Annotated in this window: 17 protein-coding genes and 1 riboswitch; of the genes, 5 read left to right on the top strand and 12 right to left on the bottom strand. The window is 59.5% G+C overall.

Going from position 1 to position 18,056, the window contains the following annotated elements; all coding sequences use genetic code 11:
- Positions 1–2 precede the first annotated feature (2 nt).
- Complete coding sequence (gene cbiM / locus ACUZ79_RS12290; RefSeq protein ID WP_192111358.1) at positions 3–614, bottom strand: cobalt transporter CbiM; 612 nt, start codon at positions 612–614, stop codon at positions 3–5.
- A 127-nt stretch (positions 615–741) separates the two neighbouring features.
- A complete protein-coding gene (locus ACUZ79_RS12285) occupies positions 742–1,512 on the bottom strand; it encodes a DUF4198 domain-containing protein (RefSeq protein WP_240824777.1) in 771 nt (256 codons plus the stop codon).
- A gap of 469 nt (positions 1,513–1,981) precedes the next feature.
- Between ACUZ79_RS12285 and ACUZ79_RS12280 the strand changes: the two genes are divergently transcribed.
- Positions 1,982–2,680, top strand: coding sequence for a glutamine amidotransferase (locus ACUZ79_RS12280; protein ID WP_240824776.1), 699 nt, complete (start codon positions 1,982–1,984; stop codon positions 2,678–2,680).
- Between the two features lie 80 nt (positions 2,681–2,760).
- Positions 2,761–3,738, top strand: coding sequence for a glycosyltransferase (locus tag ACUZ79_RS12275; RefSeq protein ID WP_449251767.1), 978 nt, complete (start codon positions 2,761–2,763; stop codon positions 3,736–3,738).
- 100 nt (positions 3,739–3,838) lie between these two features.
- Here ACUZ79_RS12275 and ACUZ79_RS12270 read toward each other — a convergent pair whose 3' ends face one another.
- On the bottom strand, positions 3,839–4,294 hold the full coding sequence (locus ACUZ79_RS12270; protein WP_240824774.1) for a hypothetical protein: 456 nt from the start codon (positions 4,292–4,294) through the stop codon (positions 3,839–3,841).
- A 236-nt stretch (positions 4,295–4,530) separates the two neighbouring features.
- The gene (locus tag ACUZ79_RS12265; protein WP_449251766.1) at positions 4,531–5,814 is read right to left on the bottom strand and encodes an O-acetylhomoserine aminocarboxypropyltransferase/cysteine synthase family protein; all 1,284 of its coding nucleotides are present in this window, start codon (positions 5,812–5,814) and stop codon (positions 4,531–4,533) included.
- A 234-nt stretch (positions 5,815–6,048) separates the two neighbouring features.
- On the opposite strand from ACUZ79_RS12265, the gene ACUZ79_RS12260 reads away from it, so the two are divergent.
- Positions 6,049–7,320, top strand: a complete 1,272-nt coding sequence (locus ACUZ79_RS12260; RefSeq protein WP_449251765.1) for a competence/damage-inducible protein A — start codon at positions 6,049–6,051, stop codon at positions 7,318–7,320.
- Positions 7,321–7,414: 94 nt separating this feature from the next.
- Here ACUZ79_RS12260 and ACUZ79_RS12255 read toward each other — a convergent pair whose 3' ends face one another.
- The 5 genes from ACUZ79_RS12255 to ACUZ79_RS12235 all read right to left on the bottom strand — a co-directional run bounded on the left by ACUZ79_RS12255 (position 7,415) and on the right by ACUZ79_RS12235 (position 11,766).
- Positions 7,415–7,747, bottom strand: coding sequence for a DUF190 domain-containing protein (locus ACUZ79_RS12255; protein ID WP_233482686.1), 333 nt, complete (start codon positions 7,745–7,747; stop codon positions 7,415–7,417).
- A gap of 9 nt (positions 7,748–7,756) precedes the next feature.
- Positions 7,757–8,146: a fluoride efflux transporter CrcB gene (gene crcB / locus ACUZ79_RS12250; protein ID WP_240824771.1), complete on the bottom strand. Its 390-nt coding sequence runs from the start codon at positions 8,144–8,146 to the stop codon at positions 7,757–7,759.
- A 152-nt stretch (positions 8,147–8,298) separates the two neighbouring features.
- Positions 8,299–8,357, bottom strand: a riboswitch (Fluoride riboswitch).
- A 65-nt stretch (positions 8,358–8,422) separates the two neighbouring features.
- A complete protein-coding gene (locus ACUZ79_RS12245) occupies positions 8,423–9,364 on the bottom strand; it encodes a symporter (protein WP_449251764.1) in 942 nt (313 codons plus the stop codon).
- A 154-nt stretch (positions 9,365–9,518) separates the two neighbouring features.
- A complete protein-coding gene (locus ACUZ79_RS12240) occupies positions 9,519–11,150 on the bottom strand; it encodes a bifunctional metallophosphatase/5'-nucleotidase (protein ID WP_449251763.1) in 1,632 nt (543 codons plus the stop codon).
- Positions 11,151–11,217: 67 nt separating this feature from the next.
- Positions 11,218–11,766, bottom strand: a complete 549-nt coding sequence (locus ACUZ79_RS12235) for a cysteine hydrolase family protein (protein WP_449251762.1) — start codon at positions 11,764–11,766, stop codon at positions 11,218–11,220.
- 167 nt (positions 11,767–11,933) lie between these two features.
- On the opposite strand from ACUZ79_RS12235, the gene ACUZ79_RS12230 reads away from it, so the two are divergent.
- The gene (locus tag ACUZ79_RS12230) at positions 11,934–12,593 is read left to right on the top strand and encodes an FmdE family protein (RefSeq protein WP_449251761.1); all 660 of its coding nucleotides are present in this window, start codon (positions 11,934–11,936) and stop codon (positions 12,591–12,593) included.
- A 10-nt stretch (positions 12,594–12,603) separates the two neighbouring features.
- Entirely contained in the window at positions 12,604–13,890 is a 1,287-nt protein-coding gene (locus ACUZ79_RS12225; RefSeq protein WP_449251760.1) for a glycoside hydrolase family 3 N-terminal domain-containing protein, read from the top strand.
- 332 nt (positions 13,891–14,222) lie between these two features.
- On the opposite strand, the gene ACUZ79_RS12220 is transcribed toward ACUZ79_RS12225, so the two are convergent.
- From ACUZ79_RS12220 to ACUZ79_RS12210, 3 genes are read right to left on the bottom strand one after another with little or no spacing between them, the layout of a single operon-like run.
- Positions 14,223–15,782, bottom strand: coding sequence for a c-type cytochrome (locus tag ACUZ79_RS12220; protein ID WP_449251759.1), 1,560 nt, complete (start codon positions 15,780–15,782; stop codon positions 14,223–14,225).
- A gap of 2 nt (positions 15,783–15,784) precedes the next feature.
- Entirely contained in the window at positions 15,785–17,137 is a 1,353-nt protein-coding gene (locus ACUZ79_RS12215) for a cytochrome C (protein ID WP_449251758.1), read from the bottom strand.
- A 3-nt stretch (positions 17,138–17,140) separates the two neighbouring features.
- A complete protein-coding gene (locus ACUZ79_RS12210) occupies positions 17,141–18,004 on the bottom strand; it encodes a c-type cytochrome (RefSeq protein ID WP_449251757.1) in 864 nt (287 codons plus the stop codon).
- Positions 18,005–18,056: the final 52 nt, after the last annotated feature.

Raw genomic sequence — 18,056 nt, 5'->3', positions numbered from 1 at the left:
CCTCAGGCCGCGCTCAGGCGCAGCATTTCAGGGCGCACCCTGGCGATAAATCCCACGGTCAGCATGGTGATAAGCCCTTCGGCCAACATGATGGGCAGATGCGCCAAAAACAGTAGCCGCGCAGCAGTGGCAAAGCCTTCATCACTGGAGGCCAGAGCCACCGCCGTCAGCAGGCCCGCGCCCAAAACGCCCAGCGCACCGCCGCAGAAAGCGGCAATTTTTTGCCCTGCTGGTGTGGGCCACGCACGGCACAGGCCGCGAAACACATAACCCGCCACGACGGCTGAAAATCCCATGGTGAAGGTGTTGACCCCCAATACCACAAGGCCGCCAAACTGGAACAGTAACGCCTGAAGCGCCAGAGCCGCCAGGATGGCCGGAAAGGCCGCCCACCCGAGTATCACGCCCAGAAGGCCGTTGAGAATAAGGTGCGCGCTGGTAATGCCGATGGGCACATGGATAAGCGAACCCACAAAAAAAGTCGCGGCCAGAATGGCCACGGTCATGAGCCGATCATAATCGAGTTTTTTCAGGCCCAGAGCCGTTCCGGCGGCGGTAAGGGCGTAACCCGTGGCAAGCACGGCAGGGGAAAGAACGCCTTCGGCAATATGCATGATCAATCCTTTGTTGGGTCTTTGCTTGCCCTTTGCCCGGCTTCACCTTGCAAGGCCGCATGCGCAGAGGCCGAACCGGAAGGGGCAATTTCCGGCCCGGCCTGCCGCAGCAATGCTTGGCGCAGTATTACTTGGTCTTGGGTGCGGCAAAATTCACCCACATCACAGCGCCCAGTTCCACTTCCTTGGCTTCACCCTTGTATTCCATTTTTTCGGCGGAGGTGTTCAGGGCCGCAAAACCCCACCATCCCGCCCAGGGAATGCCATAGCTGAAGACGCCGTTTTCATCGGTCTTTACTACCTGGGTGACATAAAAATCGTTGGGAGCGGTGTGCGCCTTGCCCTTGTTGTAGCACTCCACTTCCACGTCAGCTCCGGCAACGGGCTTGCCGTCAAGCAAAACGCGGCCACGGAATACATTGCCTGTATAATTGGCAAAGGGGCGGGTAAGGGGCACGATTTCCGTTTTCAGGCCAAGGGGGGCATCCCAGCCTTCTTCTTCGCCAAAGGCGGCTACCACGGTCTTGGTGTAATGTACGATGAACTTGTCTTCTGCAGGTTCAAAATAGGGGGCGGGCTCAACGGCAAACTGGTACACGCCAGGCTTTTTGATCCCGTAGGTTGTTTGCCATGCCTTGTGGCCCAGCACCGTGGCGGGCTTGAGCGTTGCCTTGATGTCTTCTGTTTTTCCGTCATGGGTGACGGTAGCCGCCGCAGGCGCGGCCATATCCATACCCTGCATCTCCATGGGGTGCACAAAGGAAATCTCCAACTGCACGTTGGCGTCCTTCTTGTCTGCAACCGTGGGGGTGGAGGGGATGACCATGCCGAAATGGGCCTGGGCCTGGGTTCCCCACATGAGCAGCAGAGCAAGGCTGGCGCAGCAAATTTTCCACATAGAAAGTTCCTGTTGGTTGAGGTGGAGGGGGGTGCCGCCATGGCATGACGTAGCTGGATGTTTAGTAACAAAAAAAATAAATTTGTAGCAAGATGTTTTTGCCGGGAAGGCTCGGCATTCTTGCGCTTCATCCACAAGCTGCGTACTATGTGAGATGGAAAACTGCTGGTGCAGACCGTTGGCCTCGCTCATTCAGGGCAGAGTTTTTTTGAAATTGCCCTGAAGATTGTGCGGGCAGACGCAGCAAAAAAGCGCAGGCGCAGTACGATTGCGCGTGCGCCATAGGCTGCGGCGCAGAATGTTGAACCTGTGTATGTTCAGCTGCATTGCTCTAATTTGGTTTCCTGGGCGCGTACAACTTCCCCCCGTGGCGTTCAGAATGCCCGCAGAGTGGCGGGCGCAAGCGCTGCGTGCCGTATTTGTCCATATGGCATCCAGTGTAAAAGGTATTTCAGCATCGGGAGAAAGCATGAAGCGTTGCGTTGCTATCCAACATGTGGCTTTTGAAAATCTGGGTGTGTTTGTGCAGCCGCTTGAAGAAGCGGGTTTTGCGATCAGCTATGTACAGGCCGGAGTTGTGCCCCTGGAGCCGGAACTGTGGAAGGATGCCGACCTTGCCGTGGTGCTGGGCGGTCCCATTGGCGTGTATCAGGAAGATGTGTATCCCTTCCTTGCCGATGAAAAGGTGCTTGTGGCAAGCCGTCTTGCTTCGGGCCGACCTCTGCTGGGCATCTGCCTTGGCGCGCAGCTTATGGCCAGCGCCCTTGATGCCGACGTATACCCCGGAACCGCCAAGGAGATTGGCTGGGGCCAGGTTGAACTCACCCCGGCGGGATTGAGCGGCCCTCTGGCTGAGCTTGCGGGCGCGCCTGTGCTGCACTGGCATGGCGATACGTTTGATCTGCCCCGGGGCAGCGATCTGCTTGCCTCAACGGCTATCACCCCGCATCAGGCCTTCCGGCCCGGGCCGGGGCAGCTCGGTTTGCAGTTTCACGCAGAAATGGACGCGGCCCTGATGGAAACATGGCTTGTGGGTCATTGCTGCGAACTTGGCGTCAACGGCTTTGACCCCCGCGCCATACGTGAAGACGCCCAGAGGCTCGGCGCTCAGGCGCGGGCCGCAGGGCTGGCCTTCATGCGCCGCTGGTTGATGGAAGAGGTGCGCTAGATCAGTTTGGAAATGCAATGCGTTAACTGTTCCAAGTCCGTGCATTATCCTGAGTCACTGATCGGTACAGGAGCGTTCAGATGTCCAACCCTGTTGTAAACATTACCGTGCCTGTTTTTAACAGGTATCATCTTACGCAGAAGACACTGTTGGCCCTGCGCAAAACAGCGCCCGGCATTCCATTTGCGGTTACAGTGGTGGATAACGGCAGCGAGCAAGCCCTGCGTGATCGGCTAGTGGAACTGCACAAAGACGGGATTATCGACAATCTTTTTTTGCTGCCGCGCAATATGGGCATATCCTGCGCCTGCAATATCGGCTGGCGCGCTGTGGACGCCCCCTATTACATGAAGCTCGACAACGATATGGTGGTCATAACACCACACTGGCTGGAGAATCTTTTCAGGCTGTGGGCGCACGGGGACCCTGTTTCTACACTGGGGCCGACGTTCATAGCGCATGACATGGTGAAAAATCCCGGCACGATCACCAGTGAAGACGGCAGGCTTGGCATTTGCACATCCACGCTCATGGGGAGCGCCATTATCATCCCCAAAAGTGTTTCAGACATATTGGGCTACTGGAGCGAGGATTACGGTCTGTACGGCGCAGATGACGGGGATTACGGCTCACGCGTAAACTGTGCCGGATTGCCGCAATACTATTATGACGCCAATGATTTTTTTGTAAACGGCGGCAAATACGACAATTCGGAATACGAAGATACAGACCTGAATAAAGGCAAGGAACATGCCCGCCTTTTCAAGGATGAATCCGGCGGCATGGGATTGTTTTTGGTGAATTACTATCTGTACAACATGTGCGTTCGCAACTGGAAGGTGCCGCTGCGCTACCGCATCAAGGATGTGGATGGCTATAACGTGGTGCTGGAGGAAGATCCCGCCTATGCGCCCATTCAACAGGCCTTGAGCCGCAGTAAGGATCTGCTGGACAATCTGGTTGCGGCAGGCCGCAATAACGACATGTATTCAGATGCCGTGGTGGATCGTCTGAAAAGAATCTGGAAAGGCTGCGGGCAGGAATGCACTCCCTTGTGAATGCACTTTGGGGGCGTCAGTAAATAACATCAGGGGCTGTCAGCAATGCCGACAGCCCCTGATGTTTTATCTAGCCTTAAAATTGACCGAGAGAATTTGCCTATTTAGGCAGTAAACTGGCGTATTCCGCACTTTTTACGTACCTTTTGATAAAAGCCAGGCCAAGCTTGCGGTCGCCGGTGATGGTCGTGACCATAAAAATATCGCCAGACGCCGCTACCCAGGATTGGCAAGGGGTCTGCTGCTGGGTGAAGGCAAAGGTGTATTGTCCGTTTTTTTCCACCGGGGGCTTGAGCGCCTTGAACTGGTTGGCGAACATTTCGGCAACAGTTTTGGTGTCCGCGCCACCGGTGGGGCCGGTCACAAAACCCACCGTAGAATTGCCCGAAGCATTTGAAAAAATAACGGTGGTAGTTCCCTGATTTTCTGTGGGAGCCATAACGGCCTTCCAGTTGTCGGGAAGGTCAACGGAAATATACTTTGTACTCACCTCATCTGCCAGCACGGGCGTGGCCAGGAGCATGACAAAAAGAAGAACCGCAATTTTTCTGAACATGAAAAGTCTCCTGCTTGAGAGCGCACAGTTAACGGCGGGCGGCTTGCCCAGAGGGGGTAGGCTGTCCCGGTCGCAGAGCATTACAATGGATCAGCCAGTTGTATGCAATGGCCCCTGAAAAGACAATGCCTTTTACTCGAAGCTGCAAGCTAAAAAGGCCCCGCCGCGTATTGTGGCAGGGCCTTTGAAACCGATGTGGTTCCGGGTGCGCTGTGCGCGCCCTGCACCGGGCGGGCTTAGCCCAGTGCCTGTGCAATGTCTTCAATAATGTCATCCACGTGTTCAATGCCAATGGAGAGCCTGACCGTGTTGGGCCGGATGCCCGTTTCGGCAAGCTCTGTGGCAGTGAGCTGAGAATGCGTAGTGGAGGCGGGGTGAATGACCAGCGATTTTGCATCCGCCACATTGGCCAGCAGGGAGAAGACCTGCAACCTGTCGATGAATGCCCTGGCTTCGGCCGCGCCGCCCTTGACCTCAAAGGTAAAGATGGAGCCGCCCCCCTTGGGGAAATAGCGCTGATACAAGGTATGGCTGGGGCTGCTGGCAAGGCACGGATGGTTGACCCGCTCAACCTTGGGATGCTTGGCCAGATATTCCACCACTGCCAGCGCATTGCTGACGTGGCGCTCAACCCGCAGCGAAAGGGTTTCCAGCCCTTGAAGCAGGATAAAGGCGTTGAAGGGCGAAAGCGTAGCGCCAAGATCGCGCAGCAGTATGGCCCGGACGCGCACCGCAAAGGCCGCCGCGCCCACTGCCTTGGTAAAGCTCAGGCCGTGGTAGCTCGGTTCCGGCTCGCACAGCCGGGGGAACTTGCCCGAGGCCTCCCAGTCAAATTTGCCGCCGTCCACAATCACACCGCCAAGGGTTGTGCCGTGACCGCCAATAAACTTGGTTGCCGAATGCACAACAACGTCCGCCCCGTGTTCGATGGGGCGCAGCAGCCAAGGCGTGGCAAAGGTATTGTCCACCACCAGGGGGATGCCGTTTTTGTGGGCCAGATCCGCCAGCGCTTCAATATCCACAATATTGCTGTGCGGGTTGCCCAGGGTTTCAATAAAAATGGCCTTGGTGCGGGGTGTGATGGCGCGCTCAAAAGCGCCGGGTTCATCAGGGTCCACAAAGGTGGTGTCTATGCCCCAGGCCTTGAGCGTGTGCGCCAGCAGATTGTAGGTGCCGCCGTAGAGGGTCTTTTCGGCCACAATGTGGTCGCCAGCTTCAGCCAGATTTTGCAGGGCATAGGTAACGGCTGCTGCGCCGCTGGCCGTGGCCAGGGCCGCAACGCCTCCTTCAAGTGCTGCAACGCGCTGTTCAAAGGCGTCCTGCGTGGGATTGGTCAGGCGGCTGTAAATGTTGCCGGCATTGCTGAGGTTAAAGCGCGCCTCAGCGTGCGCACAGTCGTCAAAAACAAAGGATGTTGTCTGATAGATCGGTACTGCGCGCGCACCGGTCGCCAGATCCGGCTGTTCCTGCCCGGCATGAACTTGCAGGGTTTCAAAACGTGGTTTCTTTTTTTCGCTCATTTCAGTCCCCTGATTCTTTTGCAGTTTGTATTATCCTAGTCGACAAATCATTTCTTAGTAAATTGGTAAGAAATGATTGGCCCAGATATTCGGGCTTGTCAAGCAAGTCCTGCCGGGAAATCTTGCGTGCGTGGCGCGTCAGTCTTGCGCCGTGCAGGCTGGGAGATTAGGATGCTCAACGGCACGTCCCAAGCCTTTGCGGGCGGGGCGTGCATCAAGCAAAACGGAGGCCGCATGAAGGCGGAAATAATATCGGTCGGCACAGAACTCCTGCTGGGCCATACGGTCAATACGGATGCGACACATGTGGCGCGGGAGCTTTCCGCACTGGGGATGGATCTTTTGCAGGTGCATACCGTGGGCGACAATCCGCAAAGGCTCGAGAAAGCTCTGCGCGAGGCGCTGGAACGCGCGGAGGTGGTCATCACCACCGGCGGCCTAGGCCCAACGGAAGACGATCTGACCAAGGAAACTGTAGCTCTGGTGGTCGAAGCGCCGCTTGAGGAACATGCGGACAGCATGGCGCGGCTGCGGGAATATTTTGGCACGCGCCCCATGTCGGCCAATCAGGCCAAGCAGGCCATGTTGCCGCGCGGATCCGTGGCTTTTCCCAATCTGGCGGGTACCGCCCCCGGCTGCGCCACGCCTGCGGGCGAGGGGCGCTGGGTGCTCATGCTGCCTGGGCCGCCATCCGAACTGCTGCCCATGCTGCACGACAGCGCCGTGCCCTTTTTGCGGAGCATGAGCGGGTCGGTCATTTCATCGTTCATGGTAAAGACCTTTGGCATAGGCGAGGGCGTGGCTGCCTTGCGCATTGCGGGGCTGACTGGCGGGGCCAATCCCACGGCGGCAACTTATGCGGGCGATGCGGAAATGTTCGTGCGGGTAACAGCCAAGGCGCAGGATGCCGCCGCTGCCGAGGCTCTGGCTGCCCCCATGGTGGCGGAGGTGCGCAAGCTGCTGGGGCACTTTGTGTACGGCGTGAATGTTGCGGGGCTGGAGGCAGTGGCTGTGCAGGAGCTGGCGCGTCAGGGCAAAACCCTTGCCACTGCGGAATCCTGCACCGGTGGCCTGCTTGCCAAGCGCATCACTGACCAGCCCGGTGCATCGGATGTTTTTGGTTACGGCATGGTAACCTATGCCAACGAAGCCAAGGAGCGGCTGCTCGGCGTGCCGCACGATATGCTGTGCGCGCACGGGGCTGTCAGCCCGGAGGTGGCGCGGGCCATGGCCCAGGGCGTGCGCGAGCACAGCGGCGCTGATTACGGCATTGGCATCACCGGCGTGGCTGGCCCTGGCGGCGGTACGCCGCAAAAGCCTGTGGGTCTTGTATATATTGCCCTGAGCGATGCGGAGCATGTCTGGCTGCGCGTCATGCGCCCGCAGGGACGTTATCTGGGCCGCGAATGGACGCGCCGCCTTGCCTCAAGCCATGCGCTGGACATGCTGCGCCGCCGTCTTGCCGATCTGCCGGTGGAAGATCAGTGGAGTTTGGATCAGGCCTAGTTTTTTGGCTGCCGAAGTTTGAACCCCCGGCGGATGTGGTCTGAGAGGCCGTTTCCGCCGGGGGGTTCTTTATTGGGAGGGGGGCCGTCTGGGGTCAGGCGGGCTGATTTTTCCCCGAGCAGGTGATGCCAAATTCCACAGGGATTTTCATGTAGAATATCTGCAGATTTTCCTGCTCAATGCGGGCAAACAGCTGCTCGCTGTGTTCCGGGCTCACGGCCATGGTCACTTCCATGGGCTGCTCGCCCACATCAAAAAAGCGTGCGCTGTGGTATTTGCCGTCGCGCCCGTAGCCGCCTTGCGCTGCGGCAAAGGTCGCGCCCTCAACGCCAATGGCCTTTGCTTCCTTGAGCAGCCATTCCGCAATGCTCATGTGCCCGTGCGAGCGCCCCTGCTGCGTATAAAATGTCAGTCTGTAGCCGTTCATGGCCTGCTCCTAACGAAAGAGGGATTTGAGAAGCGAAACTGCGCCAAGGCCCATGAAAAAACAGATCAGCGAGCCGCAGACGTGCAGGGCTATGGCCCCGGCGGCCATGCCTATGCGTTGTTCCTGCAGCAGGGTGCCGATCTCTGCCGTGAAGGTGGAAAAGGTGGTGAGGCCGCCCAGAAAACCAGTGATGACAAGCAGCCGCCATTCGGGGGCCAGACCGGGCAGCGAGTTGAACACGCCCAGCGAAAGCCCGATGCCGAACCCGCCGAGGAAATTGGCGGCCACCGTACCAAGCGGGATAGCCGGAAAGATGGAATTGAGCAGCATTGAAAGCACCCAGCGAAGGCAGGCCCCGGCCCCGGCCCCCAATGTGATGACAAGAACGTTTTTGACCATGCGTCAATCCGTTATGCGGTGCAAGTACGGCTGTTAAAGGCCCACGCTGCCCGCGTTTTCATGCTTGCCGATGGCAGCGGTAATGCCCCGGCGTTGAATAAAAAAAGCAACCGCGCTTTGGCGCGGTCGCAAAATAGTCTACCAACGCCCTGGCCCTGGTAGGAGTTATCAGCAAATGCGGTTCAAGGGGAACTCCATCCCCTGGGTAATTTCTACATCTGCCGGGGCCGCAAGTAAACCCGTTTTTGCCGCCGGAGTAGAGCATTCCCTGCCATGTCAGCCCTGCTTTTTATCCCGGCTGCACAGGCGGTAATAAAACAGCAGCACGTACAGGGGGGCCAGATAGGCGGCGGCCATGATCGCCTCTGTGGCGCTGAAAAATTCCATGCAGACGATCATCACCAGCACATTGTTGATAACGCCGAACGAAATCTGAAAGGCCATGCCCACCTGCCTGCTCATGCGGCGGGCCAGGGGGATGGCGGCAAGCGTCATGATGAGGCAGAGCAGGGAGGCTGCGCCCAGCGATTTGAGCAGCAGGTCGGGCGATTGCCGCAGCAGATCGCCGTAGTGGCTGAAAATGGCAATGTTGGAAATCACGATGGACACGGTTATGAGCGGGAACTGCCAGCGTAAAAGCAGGTTGCGGAGCCCGTCAAGGTGAATGCGCGTAATATGCGCGGCGGCAAAGGGCACAAGAATGGTCACGCAGAGCGACAGGCTCATGTGCCCCAGTTCCAGGTGCGCAGGCATGTTGAGCGGCTCAAGGCCCAGCAGGCGTAGCGCGGCATCGGTAGCGGAAAGCACGGCGGGCAGGCTTGCGGGCAGCAGCAGGGACGTGGCGATGTTGGCCACAAGAATAAGCGCTGTATTGGCCCCCACCATGAGCGAAAAAACAGCGGCCATGACCCCCACTGGCGCTGCGCCCAGCAGAAAGGCCCCCAGCGCAAACTGGGGCATGCACAGGCGGAAAACCGCAAGGCACAGCAGCGGCAGCACCGCAAGCCGCAAGGCTACCAGAAAACAGAGCGTGCCCTTCATGTGGCGTATTTCGCGCATCAGGGCTTCCATGCCCACAGCCAGAAAACTCATATAAAGCATGAAAATGAGAATAAGGCGCGGCATTGCGGCAAGCGGTTCTGCCGCCTGGGGCAGAAAAACGCCCGCCGCCATGGAAAGCAGCGAAGAAAGGACCATGATAAGGTCGCGGGAATTCATAAGGCCTCAACTTTTTCGCCACACTGCCCAACATGCCCGCCCTTGGCAAGTCCCAAGGGCGGGCATGTTACGGCATGTTCAGACTCTCTCAGGCATGATCAGGTTGCAGCGGGCATGGAGCCTCGCGTTGGTTCTGCCTGCGCCCATGCAGCAATCAGTTTGTCTGGCGGATCAGTCGGTCAGGCGGCAAGGCTGTCAGCGGGCTGAATTTTTTGATGTATGCCGCCAGCACGTCCACATCCACCGGGTCGGGGGCTTCCACGGGCGATCCCTTGGCAAGCATGGCGTAGCCATCGCCCCGGCGTTCCAGATAATCCACAAGAACCACCCGGTAGCGGGCGGCAGGGTCAAGGGGGCGCGCGGTCCCGCCCGCGTCCAGCAGCTCTGCGCGCACAATGCGTTTGCCGGACGGCAGAGCGGGATTATACACGTAGCGCAGCCCCGCCGTGTGCAGCAGGGGCGATCCCACGCCTTTGTAGTCGGCCACGCCGTGTTCCAGCGCTGCCAGCAGTTGCTCGCCGCTGAAATCGCGAATGATGACCTTGTTGCCAAAGGGCAGCACGGCCAGCATGTCGCCAAGGTTCAGCGCTCCCTGCCGCAGAGGGGCGCGCAGCCCCCCGCCGTTGATAATGGCGGCCTGCGCTCCGTAGCTGCGGCCATAATCCAGCATGGAATCGGTCGCGATGAGGCCGGAAAGGCATTCACCTATGCGGCACTGGTGCAGGCCATCAGGCGCATTCAGGTTGTTCTGCCCCACGGTAACGGAGGTGAAGGCTTCCAGCTTTTGAGCATACTGGGCGATCTTGGCTTCCACATCCGGGTCGGGCGGAATGGAGGCATCCAGCGGCAGGGCCTCGCCCTGCCAGCGCACAGGGACGCCCTGCGCGTCAAAGGTCACGTCGAGCTGGCCCAGATACTTGGCAAGCGCCCCGGCAGTGACCACCAGAACAGTCTTGCCCGAGGGCGAGTGCTCCACAATGGGGTACGGCCCCTTGGATGATTTGGGGCCAAGGTAGTCGTGGGTGTGCCCGCCCACAATGATATCCACGCCGTCCACCTTGCGGGCCAGTTCCAGATCCTTTGGCAGGCCAAGATGCGTCACGGCTATGATGTGCCGCACTCCCTGCTTTTCCAGCTCAGCCACGGCCTTTTTCAGCGTTGTTTCGCTCTTGTAGAACCACGTTTCGGGGCAGGCCGCAGAAAGCGTGCGCACGCTGGGGTTGGCAAGCCCCACAATGCCCACCTTGACCCCGCGCACATCCTTGATGATCCATGGGCGGAAGGGTGTTCCGCGCAGAGGGCAGCCGGGGCGGGCATCCAGATTGGCGGCCAGCACCGGGTAGGGCTGCGCCCGTACAAATCCGGCTGTGGCCTCGCAGCCATCGTCAAATTCGTGATTGCCCAGCGTCATGGCGTCATAGGGCATCAGGCTGTTGATGTCGGCCAGCATGGGCCATTTGTTGGCGGTAAAAAACAGGGTGCCCTGAAACTGGTCGCCAGCGTCCACGGCCAGCACGTTGTCGTGCTCCGCGCGGGCGCGCTTCATGGCTGTGGCAAGGCGGGCAAAGCCGCCCGTGCAGCCCTCGGATTTCAGGCAGGCGTTGCCGTGAGCATCCCTGCCCGCAAGGTAGGAGTGCAGGTCGTTGGTGTGCAGCAAGAGCAGCTCGAGGCCCGCCTTTTCCTGCGCATGGCAGGGCAGGGAAACCAGCGAAAAGCCTGCAAGCAGGCTGGCCCACAAAAACAGAGCCAGTGCGGAAAAACGGAATCGCAACAGGAATGACGCCATGATATTCCCCCTGATGGAGTGTGCAGCGCGGTTTAAAGCAGTTTGCGAATGAAGTGGCTTAACTGCTCTAGCTGATGGCCGCGCACAGTTCCTGCGTGCTGCGCACCTGAGCGAATACCTGCCCAAGGGCAGCCATGTAGGCTGTTTGCACATGGGAGGCGCTTATTGTTTTGCCATTGTGCGCAAGATCGCGGGTGGCGCAGGCATCGTGGGCAAGATGGCAGGTGAAGCCAAGGTCAAAGGCAGCGCGTGTGGTGGTATCCACGCACATGTGGGTCATCATGCCCGCTATGGCAATGTCCGTGATATTCTGCGCCTGAAGCAGGCCAAGCAGGGTTGTGTCGCGGAAGGAATTGGGAAAGTGTTTTTCCACTACGGCTTCGCCCGAAAGGGGGGCAACGCTGCCATGAATGAGCGCACCTGTGGTGCCGGGCAGAAAAAAAGTGGCAGTGGGCGCAAGAGAAATATGCTGCACATGAAAAACGGGTTTTCCAGCCTTGCGAAAGGCCTTGAGCAGCAGGGCGGCATTATTGGCCGCTGCCTCGCTGCCGCAAAGTTCCATCTTGCCGCCGGGGAAGTAATCGTTCTGAATATCTATGATTATAAGAGCCTGCATGTGAGGTGCCTCATGCGGTTATGCCGCCCGTACAGGTTAGCGCGGAATGCTGATGCATGAATCTGACCGTGCTCAACCGATAGCAGTCCGCGCTCTGCCGGGTCAAGCACAGCTGCCGTGCGCACTTGACGCTGGGCGGCAAATGATGCCAAGTGACAGGAGGAATTTTGCCTCTTGGCGCAGCCATCCTGCCTGCGCATCCCACCTTACCTTCCGCACACGGCGGGCAGCACGACGGAATATCCATGAATATCGGCGCGTATACGTTTTCGCAATTCCACGGGATCGCAGAGGAGTTTCACGGTTGCGCGGCTCCTGGCCTGCTTATCGGTGGCTATATGGTCGAGCTTGCCAAGGGTATGCTGCCCGAAGGAACCCTTTTTGAAGCACTGGCGGAAACCAGCAAATGCCTGCCGGACGCGGTGCAGCTGCTCAGCCTGTGCAGCACGGGCAACAAACGGTTGCATGTGCGCGACCTGGGGCTTTACGCGGTTTCGCTGTACGACAAAAAAACAGGCCTGGGCGTGCGCGTGAGCATAGACCCGGCAAAACTCTTCGCCTATCCGGAAATCCAGGGCTGGTTCATGAAGGAAAAGCCCAAGCATGCGCAGGATATCGTGGAGTTAGAACGGCAAATTGAAGAAGCCGGGCACAGTATCTGTAAGGTGCAGCGCGTGCAGGTGGACAAGATTTTTCTGGGGCATGGGCACATGGGCACCATCGGCATTTGCCCCCGCTGCGGCGAGGCCTATCCTCTGGATCATGGCCCGCAGTGCCTTGGTTGCCAAGGGCAGGCCCCTTACACAACGCTTGATCCTGAAAGCTGAGGCGAAAGTCGTGTCTGATACTGTAAACAGGGGCAAATCCCCCTTGGTGAGGCGCTGTTCCGCCAGCCAGAGTTTTTTTGCTGCCGCGCGTAAGGGCGGGGCTGCACTTTGTCTGCTTGCATTTGCTCTGGCCCTCTGTTTTTCGCCCCTGCTGAGCGCCGAAGCCTCGGCTGCGCAGGCCGCGCCCGCTAAAACAAATACGGGCAGTGCCGCGCCATCGCTGGATGTCATGATCGGCTCCATGCTCATGCTGGGCTTTCGCGAAGCGGATCTGCCCCAGGGCGATGCCTTTCTTGTCCAGGTGCGCGCCGGGCATGTGGGACATATTATCCTGTTTGACCGGGATGTTACCACAGGCGGCGAACGCAATATCATTTCGCCCCAGCAGGTGCGGCGGCTCACAGCCTCGCTGCGGGCCGCGTCCCCCTGCCCCCTGTTCATAGCTGTTGACCAGGAGGGCGGACGGGTGCGGCGGCTCAAGCCGCAACGCGGTTTTGCCGATCTGCCTTCCGCCCAGAGCATGGGCGCGGCCAGCCCGGAGAAAACCCGCGCCATTGCCCGGCAACTGGGCGTGGAACTGGCCTCGCTGGGAATTTCTGTTGATCTGGCCCCGGTGGCGGATGTGAACAGCAACCCCGCCAATCCGGCCATTGGCGCGCTGGAGCGCAGCTTCAGCCCCAATCCGGCCCTTGTGGCCGCGCACGCTCTAGCCTTTGGGCAGGGGCTGGCGCAGAGTGGCATCATCCCCGCGCTCAAGCATTTTCCCGGTCAGGGCGGCGCGCAGAAGGATTCGCATCTGGGGCTGACGGACATCACCCGCAGCTGGAATGCCAAGGCCGACCTTGCGCCCTATGCGCAGGCTTTTGCACAGGGCTGGCCCGGTATGGTGATGCTTGGGCACCTGTACCACAAGGGGCTTGATCCGCAGTATCCTGCCACGCTTTCCCGCGCTGTTGTTACCGACCTGTTGCGCGGGCGCATGGGCTGGCAGGGCGTGATCATCAGCGACGACATGCAGATGAAGGCCATTACCGACCATTACGGCATGGAGCAGGCAATGCTGCTGGCGGTTAACGCCGGGGTGGACATTCTGCTGTTCGGCAATAACTTGTATTGGGACGAAACCCTGCCCAGCAAGGCTTTTGAGACCTTGCGCGGGCTTGTGGAAAGCGGGCGCATTTCGCGCCAGCGGATCATGGAATCATGGCTGCGCATCACTAACCTGTACGCAAGCCGCGCCACTGCCGCCAGGGCCGCCGCCGATGGATCATCGGCGCTCTATCCCTGGACCAGATAAAGCGGCGGAGGTTTTATGGATACTTTGATTCTCCTGCTGGTGTTTGGCGGTATTGCCGCCATATACCTGCTTGCCCTCAAAAAAGGCTGGCTGCCCACAGACCGCCTGAACTGCGGTTGAATTCCCTTTGACAAGCAGCGTGCCCTGCTTGATGACGAAGAACGGCGTTTACGCAGCAAGGCCAGAAAAGCAGCCCGCAAACAGCGCAAGTAACTGATTGAAATCAAAGCCCCCGATCCATTATGGAACGGGGGCTTTGTTATGGGATTCTCAGAAACTGGTCAGGCAATTCTCTATGGCAGCAACGAGGCCGGGGGCAGCCCGCGCCAAGGCTATTTTTCGTTCTTGTTATGCGCGGCGCGGAAACTGTTGCAGATGATGGCGAGGTCTTCGCGCACAGTCTGAGGCTGATTCCGGTAGCCGGGCATGCCTGTTCCGGGATAGCCCTCAGTAATGATTTTCAGGGCCTGCTCATGGGTCAGGCTGCTGCGCCTAAAATCGGGGGGCGGGGGCTGCATGGCCCGCCCCGAGGGGCTGCCGCTGCCGTTGGCCGCATGGCATTTGGCGCAGGTGCCTATCCATACTTCAAGCGAAACAGGGCTGATATCGCGGGGGGGGGGCGGCGTGGCCGCGTACATGCCAAAGCGCTTGCCCATGGCGTCCAGCAGGCTCTCCAGCTTTTCGCGGTCGAACATGCGAAAATAGGGCATGCCTGTACCGGGGGTGCCGTCGCGCACCATTTCATACACGTAATCCCGGTCTGTGCGCATGGTGGTCAGGTCTGTGGCGGGGATGCGCAGCCGTGAGGCTTCCGGCCCGTCGCCGCGTCCGGTGAGGCCGTGGCACGGCTCGCAAGCGCCGTCGTAGATGGTGTCTCCATTGTCGTACACGGTGCGCAGTTTGACGGCAAAGGCATCCAGAGCCTTCTGGCTGAAGGGGGCCAGTTCCCGAACGCGCTGTTCGCGTTGGGCCGTAGCTTCCGCCTGCCCGGGGGCCAGCGCCTCGTTCTGCATGAGCTGGCGGGCCAGCAGCATGGAGACGAAGATAAGGGGCAGCAAGGCCAGCAAGCGGTAATCGGCGGTTGACGATTCCGGCCTCAGAATCCAGACCGCAGCGCCAAGGGCCAGTGCGCCAAGGCTTATGAACGACAACACCGGAACGGACAGTTGCGGCAAAATGGTTGCCAGCAGGGCCAGCCCTATGACGGCCTGAGCCATCAGAGCGCCAAGCAGCCACTTGCGCAGCAGAGGGGCCTTCTGTTTTTCATTTCTGGCGGAGAAAAACAGGTGAAAAGCCGCGCCAAAGGCCACAGCCGCGCCCAGCACGTGCAGGTAGCGCAGCACCCAGTGCGGCATCCACTGCGCATCAAAGCGGAAGCCGCTGGCGGCAAAGTCGGCCCACTCCGCAGGGCGTTCCATGAGGGTCAGCGCCCCGGTAAAGATGGCGGGCACAGTCATGAGGGCCGCAACGCCCACCAGTCCGCAGATGAGGGCCAGCCATGCGCTGGTGCCAATTTTGTGCGCAAAGCCGTCAAACAGCAGAAATGCCGTGATCAGCAGCGGAATAATCGCCAGCCACGCATACGAAAAAAGCCCCGTAACTGTAAAAAAGGCATGCGGATGGCTTATCTGCATGAGCAACAGCGGGCCAACGCCCAGCACCACGGCCAGACTTTTGAGGCCCATGTGCGAGTGGGCCACGTGCTCGTTCCAGTGCTGATCTGGCGAGGGCTGACGCAGCAGATCACGCAGAAAGAACAGCAGACTCAGGATGGCCGTGCCAAGCATGAGCAGCACGAAGAGCAGATGCAGGCCAAAAGTTATGAAGAGCAGCCCCTGCATCCAGCCTTCGGGCAAGGGTTTGTTGAGAAACAGGTCTGTCCACTGCTGCATGGCTACTTCTCCCTGGCGGCTTGTTGGGCGCGGCGGGAATAGTTGGAGGAAAGCTGGAACAAATATTCCGTAAGCAGTGCGCGTTCCTGCTCCGAACCCACAAAGGGCGTCATGTAGGGGGCCAGCCTCTGCGTAATGCCCAGCATGGCGTTGATGCCGTCTGCCGAGCGCCCCGCAAGGCGTTGATCAATGCCATTGATGCCACTTTCCGCGTGGCATACGCCGCAATTGGCCGCAAAAAGCGTTCTGGCGGCCTGGGTTGCCGGGGGCAGATTGCCGCTGGTGTTGACCCAGCGCAGCCGGGGCAACAAAGGGGCGTTCTGGGCTGCCAGCGCCTCGCTTTCCACAAGGGTTATCTGGCTGGCGTGCATATAGCCCGGCATCAGGTACGGGCCGCGAATAAATTCGCGCACGCGCTCAAATTCCATGACAAAGCACAGGCTCATGATCAGGGCCGGGAAGCACAGCAAGCGACATGCAAGCCGCGAGCGCGCCATTGCCGCCAGGGCCGTCAGCAGGAGCACAAGCGCGGCAACCGCGTTGACCGCTGGCAGAAAGTCCGGCATTTGCGAGAGGTAGGATGTGGCGACCGAGAATTTCCAGTGCGTGAGGTAGGTTTGCGGCACCCGCATAAAATACACGTAGGTCGCCGCTGCCGTCACAACCAGAGAGAGCAGCAGGGCTGTTCCGCAGACCCGTAAGGCTCTACCGCGTTCCTCTGCAGTGCCCTTGAAGCGCCAGGCAATCCAACTCATGAGCAACAGTATGCCCAGCGCCATGCCGCCGCTGACACGTAAAAAGCACTGCGGCACAAATGTGGGGTTGAAATAGGCCTCGGTAAAGCTTCTGGCCCACGGCCAGCCTTGCGGGGTGAGCATGAAGCCCAGAATGCCGGTGATAAGAACCGCAGAGATAAAGGACGCCCCCACATAGCCCCAGCCAATGGCGGCCAGGGTGCCGGGTTTGCGCGTTATCAGCCGATCCCACTGGTAGTAGTAGCAGAGCAGCAAAATGACTTCGGCGGTGAAGGCGAACCACTCAATAAACCAGGGCCAGAAAAACAGGTGGATGAGCGCGCCGATGCCTTCCGGCGCGAGGCTCCCGGTCAGAATCCAGATGCCCACGCCTGTGACCGCGCCCACAGAGGTGGTAATTACCACCAGCGGCCCCAGCAACCGGCGGGCAATGTCGGCCCAGAACGCGCCCTTGCCCTTCCATGTGAGGGTTTGAAAGATCACCAGCATGGTCATGAGGCCTATGGCCAGGCCGTGGCTGATATAAACGTGCAGCACCGCATTGAGGGCAATGGTCATGCCGTCGCCCACCACAGGAATATGCAGGATGGGAAAGTTCATGGCCTACTTCCCCTGCGGCGCTTTGGGTGCGTCCGCTGTCGTTGCGGGCTTTGCGGGCGCGTAATGGGGGCGGGGCTGGCCGTCCACATAGGCCGCCACGTCAAGGGCCTGTTCCGGCGTGAGGTTGGCTGCCTTCGGGGGCATGAACCGAAGGGTGAACACGGCAAAAGTGTTTATGTCGTGCATGGTGGAGCCGTCAGTGTACGCGCCATTGCCCCAGAGCGGGGGTGAACCGTCGCCCGTATCGCCGTGGCAGGAGGCGCAGTTGTCTGCATACACGCTGGCTCCGCTGGCGGCATCGGGCTTGTGGCTGCTGTCGAGCTTTGCGGGAAGGGTCCACGGCAGCTTGGCATAGACGGGAATATCTTTTGAAATCCAGTGCAGATAGGCAAGCACAGCCTGCATGGTGCGGCTGTCAAGGGCCGGGGGCGCGGCGTTGAGGTTGCGCGCAAAGCAATCCTGCACTTTCTGAGCAAGATCTGCGCTGTAGCCGTGGCTTGGCAGAAAACGCGGATAGGTTGCCGCAACGCCCACAAGGGTGATGCTTGCCTTGCTGGTGCCGCCCTCGAGATGACAGGTGGCGCAGGCAAGTTCGTTGCCCACGTGCTCGGGGGCGTACTGCGCCGTATCGTTGATAATATTGTAGCCGAGCAAGACGGCTTCGCGCATGTCTTCCGGCGCGTCCTGCGGCTTTGGCGGATTGAACTGCGGCTCGGCTGCCGGGCCTGCCTGCAAGGTTGCCAGCGCCTGCGGCGCAGGGGTTTGCCGCACGACAGCCCCGTAATGGAAAAAGGCCAGCGTCCACGCGCCAAATATCAGCAGAATACAGGTGAGCGTCAGGGCGTAAAGCAGAGTGCGGTTGTTCATGGCGGCTCCGGTTAGAGCATTTTCACGTTGAAGTACTTGCGTGACGATAGAT

The organism is Desulfovibrio faecalis (genome assembly GCF_053570625.1).
This window is presented reverse-complemented; position numbering and strand designations above follow the sequence as displayed.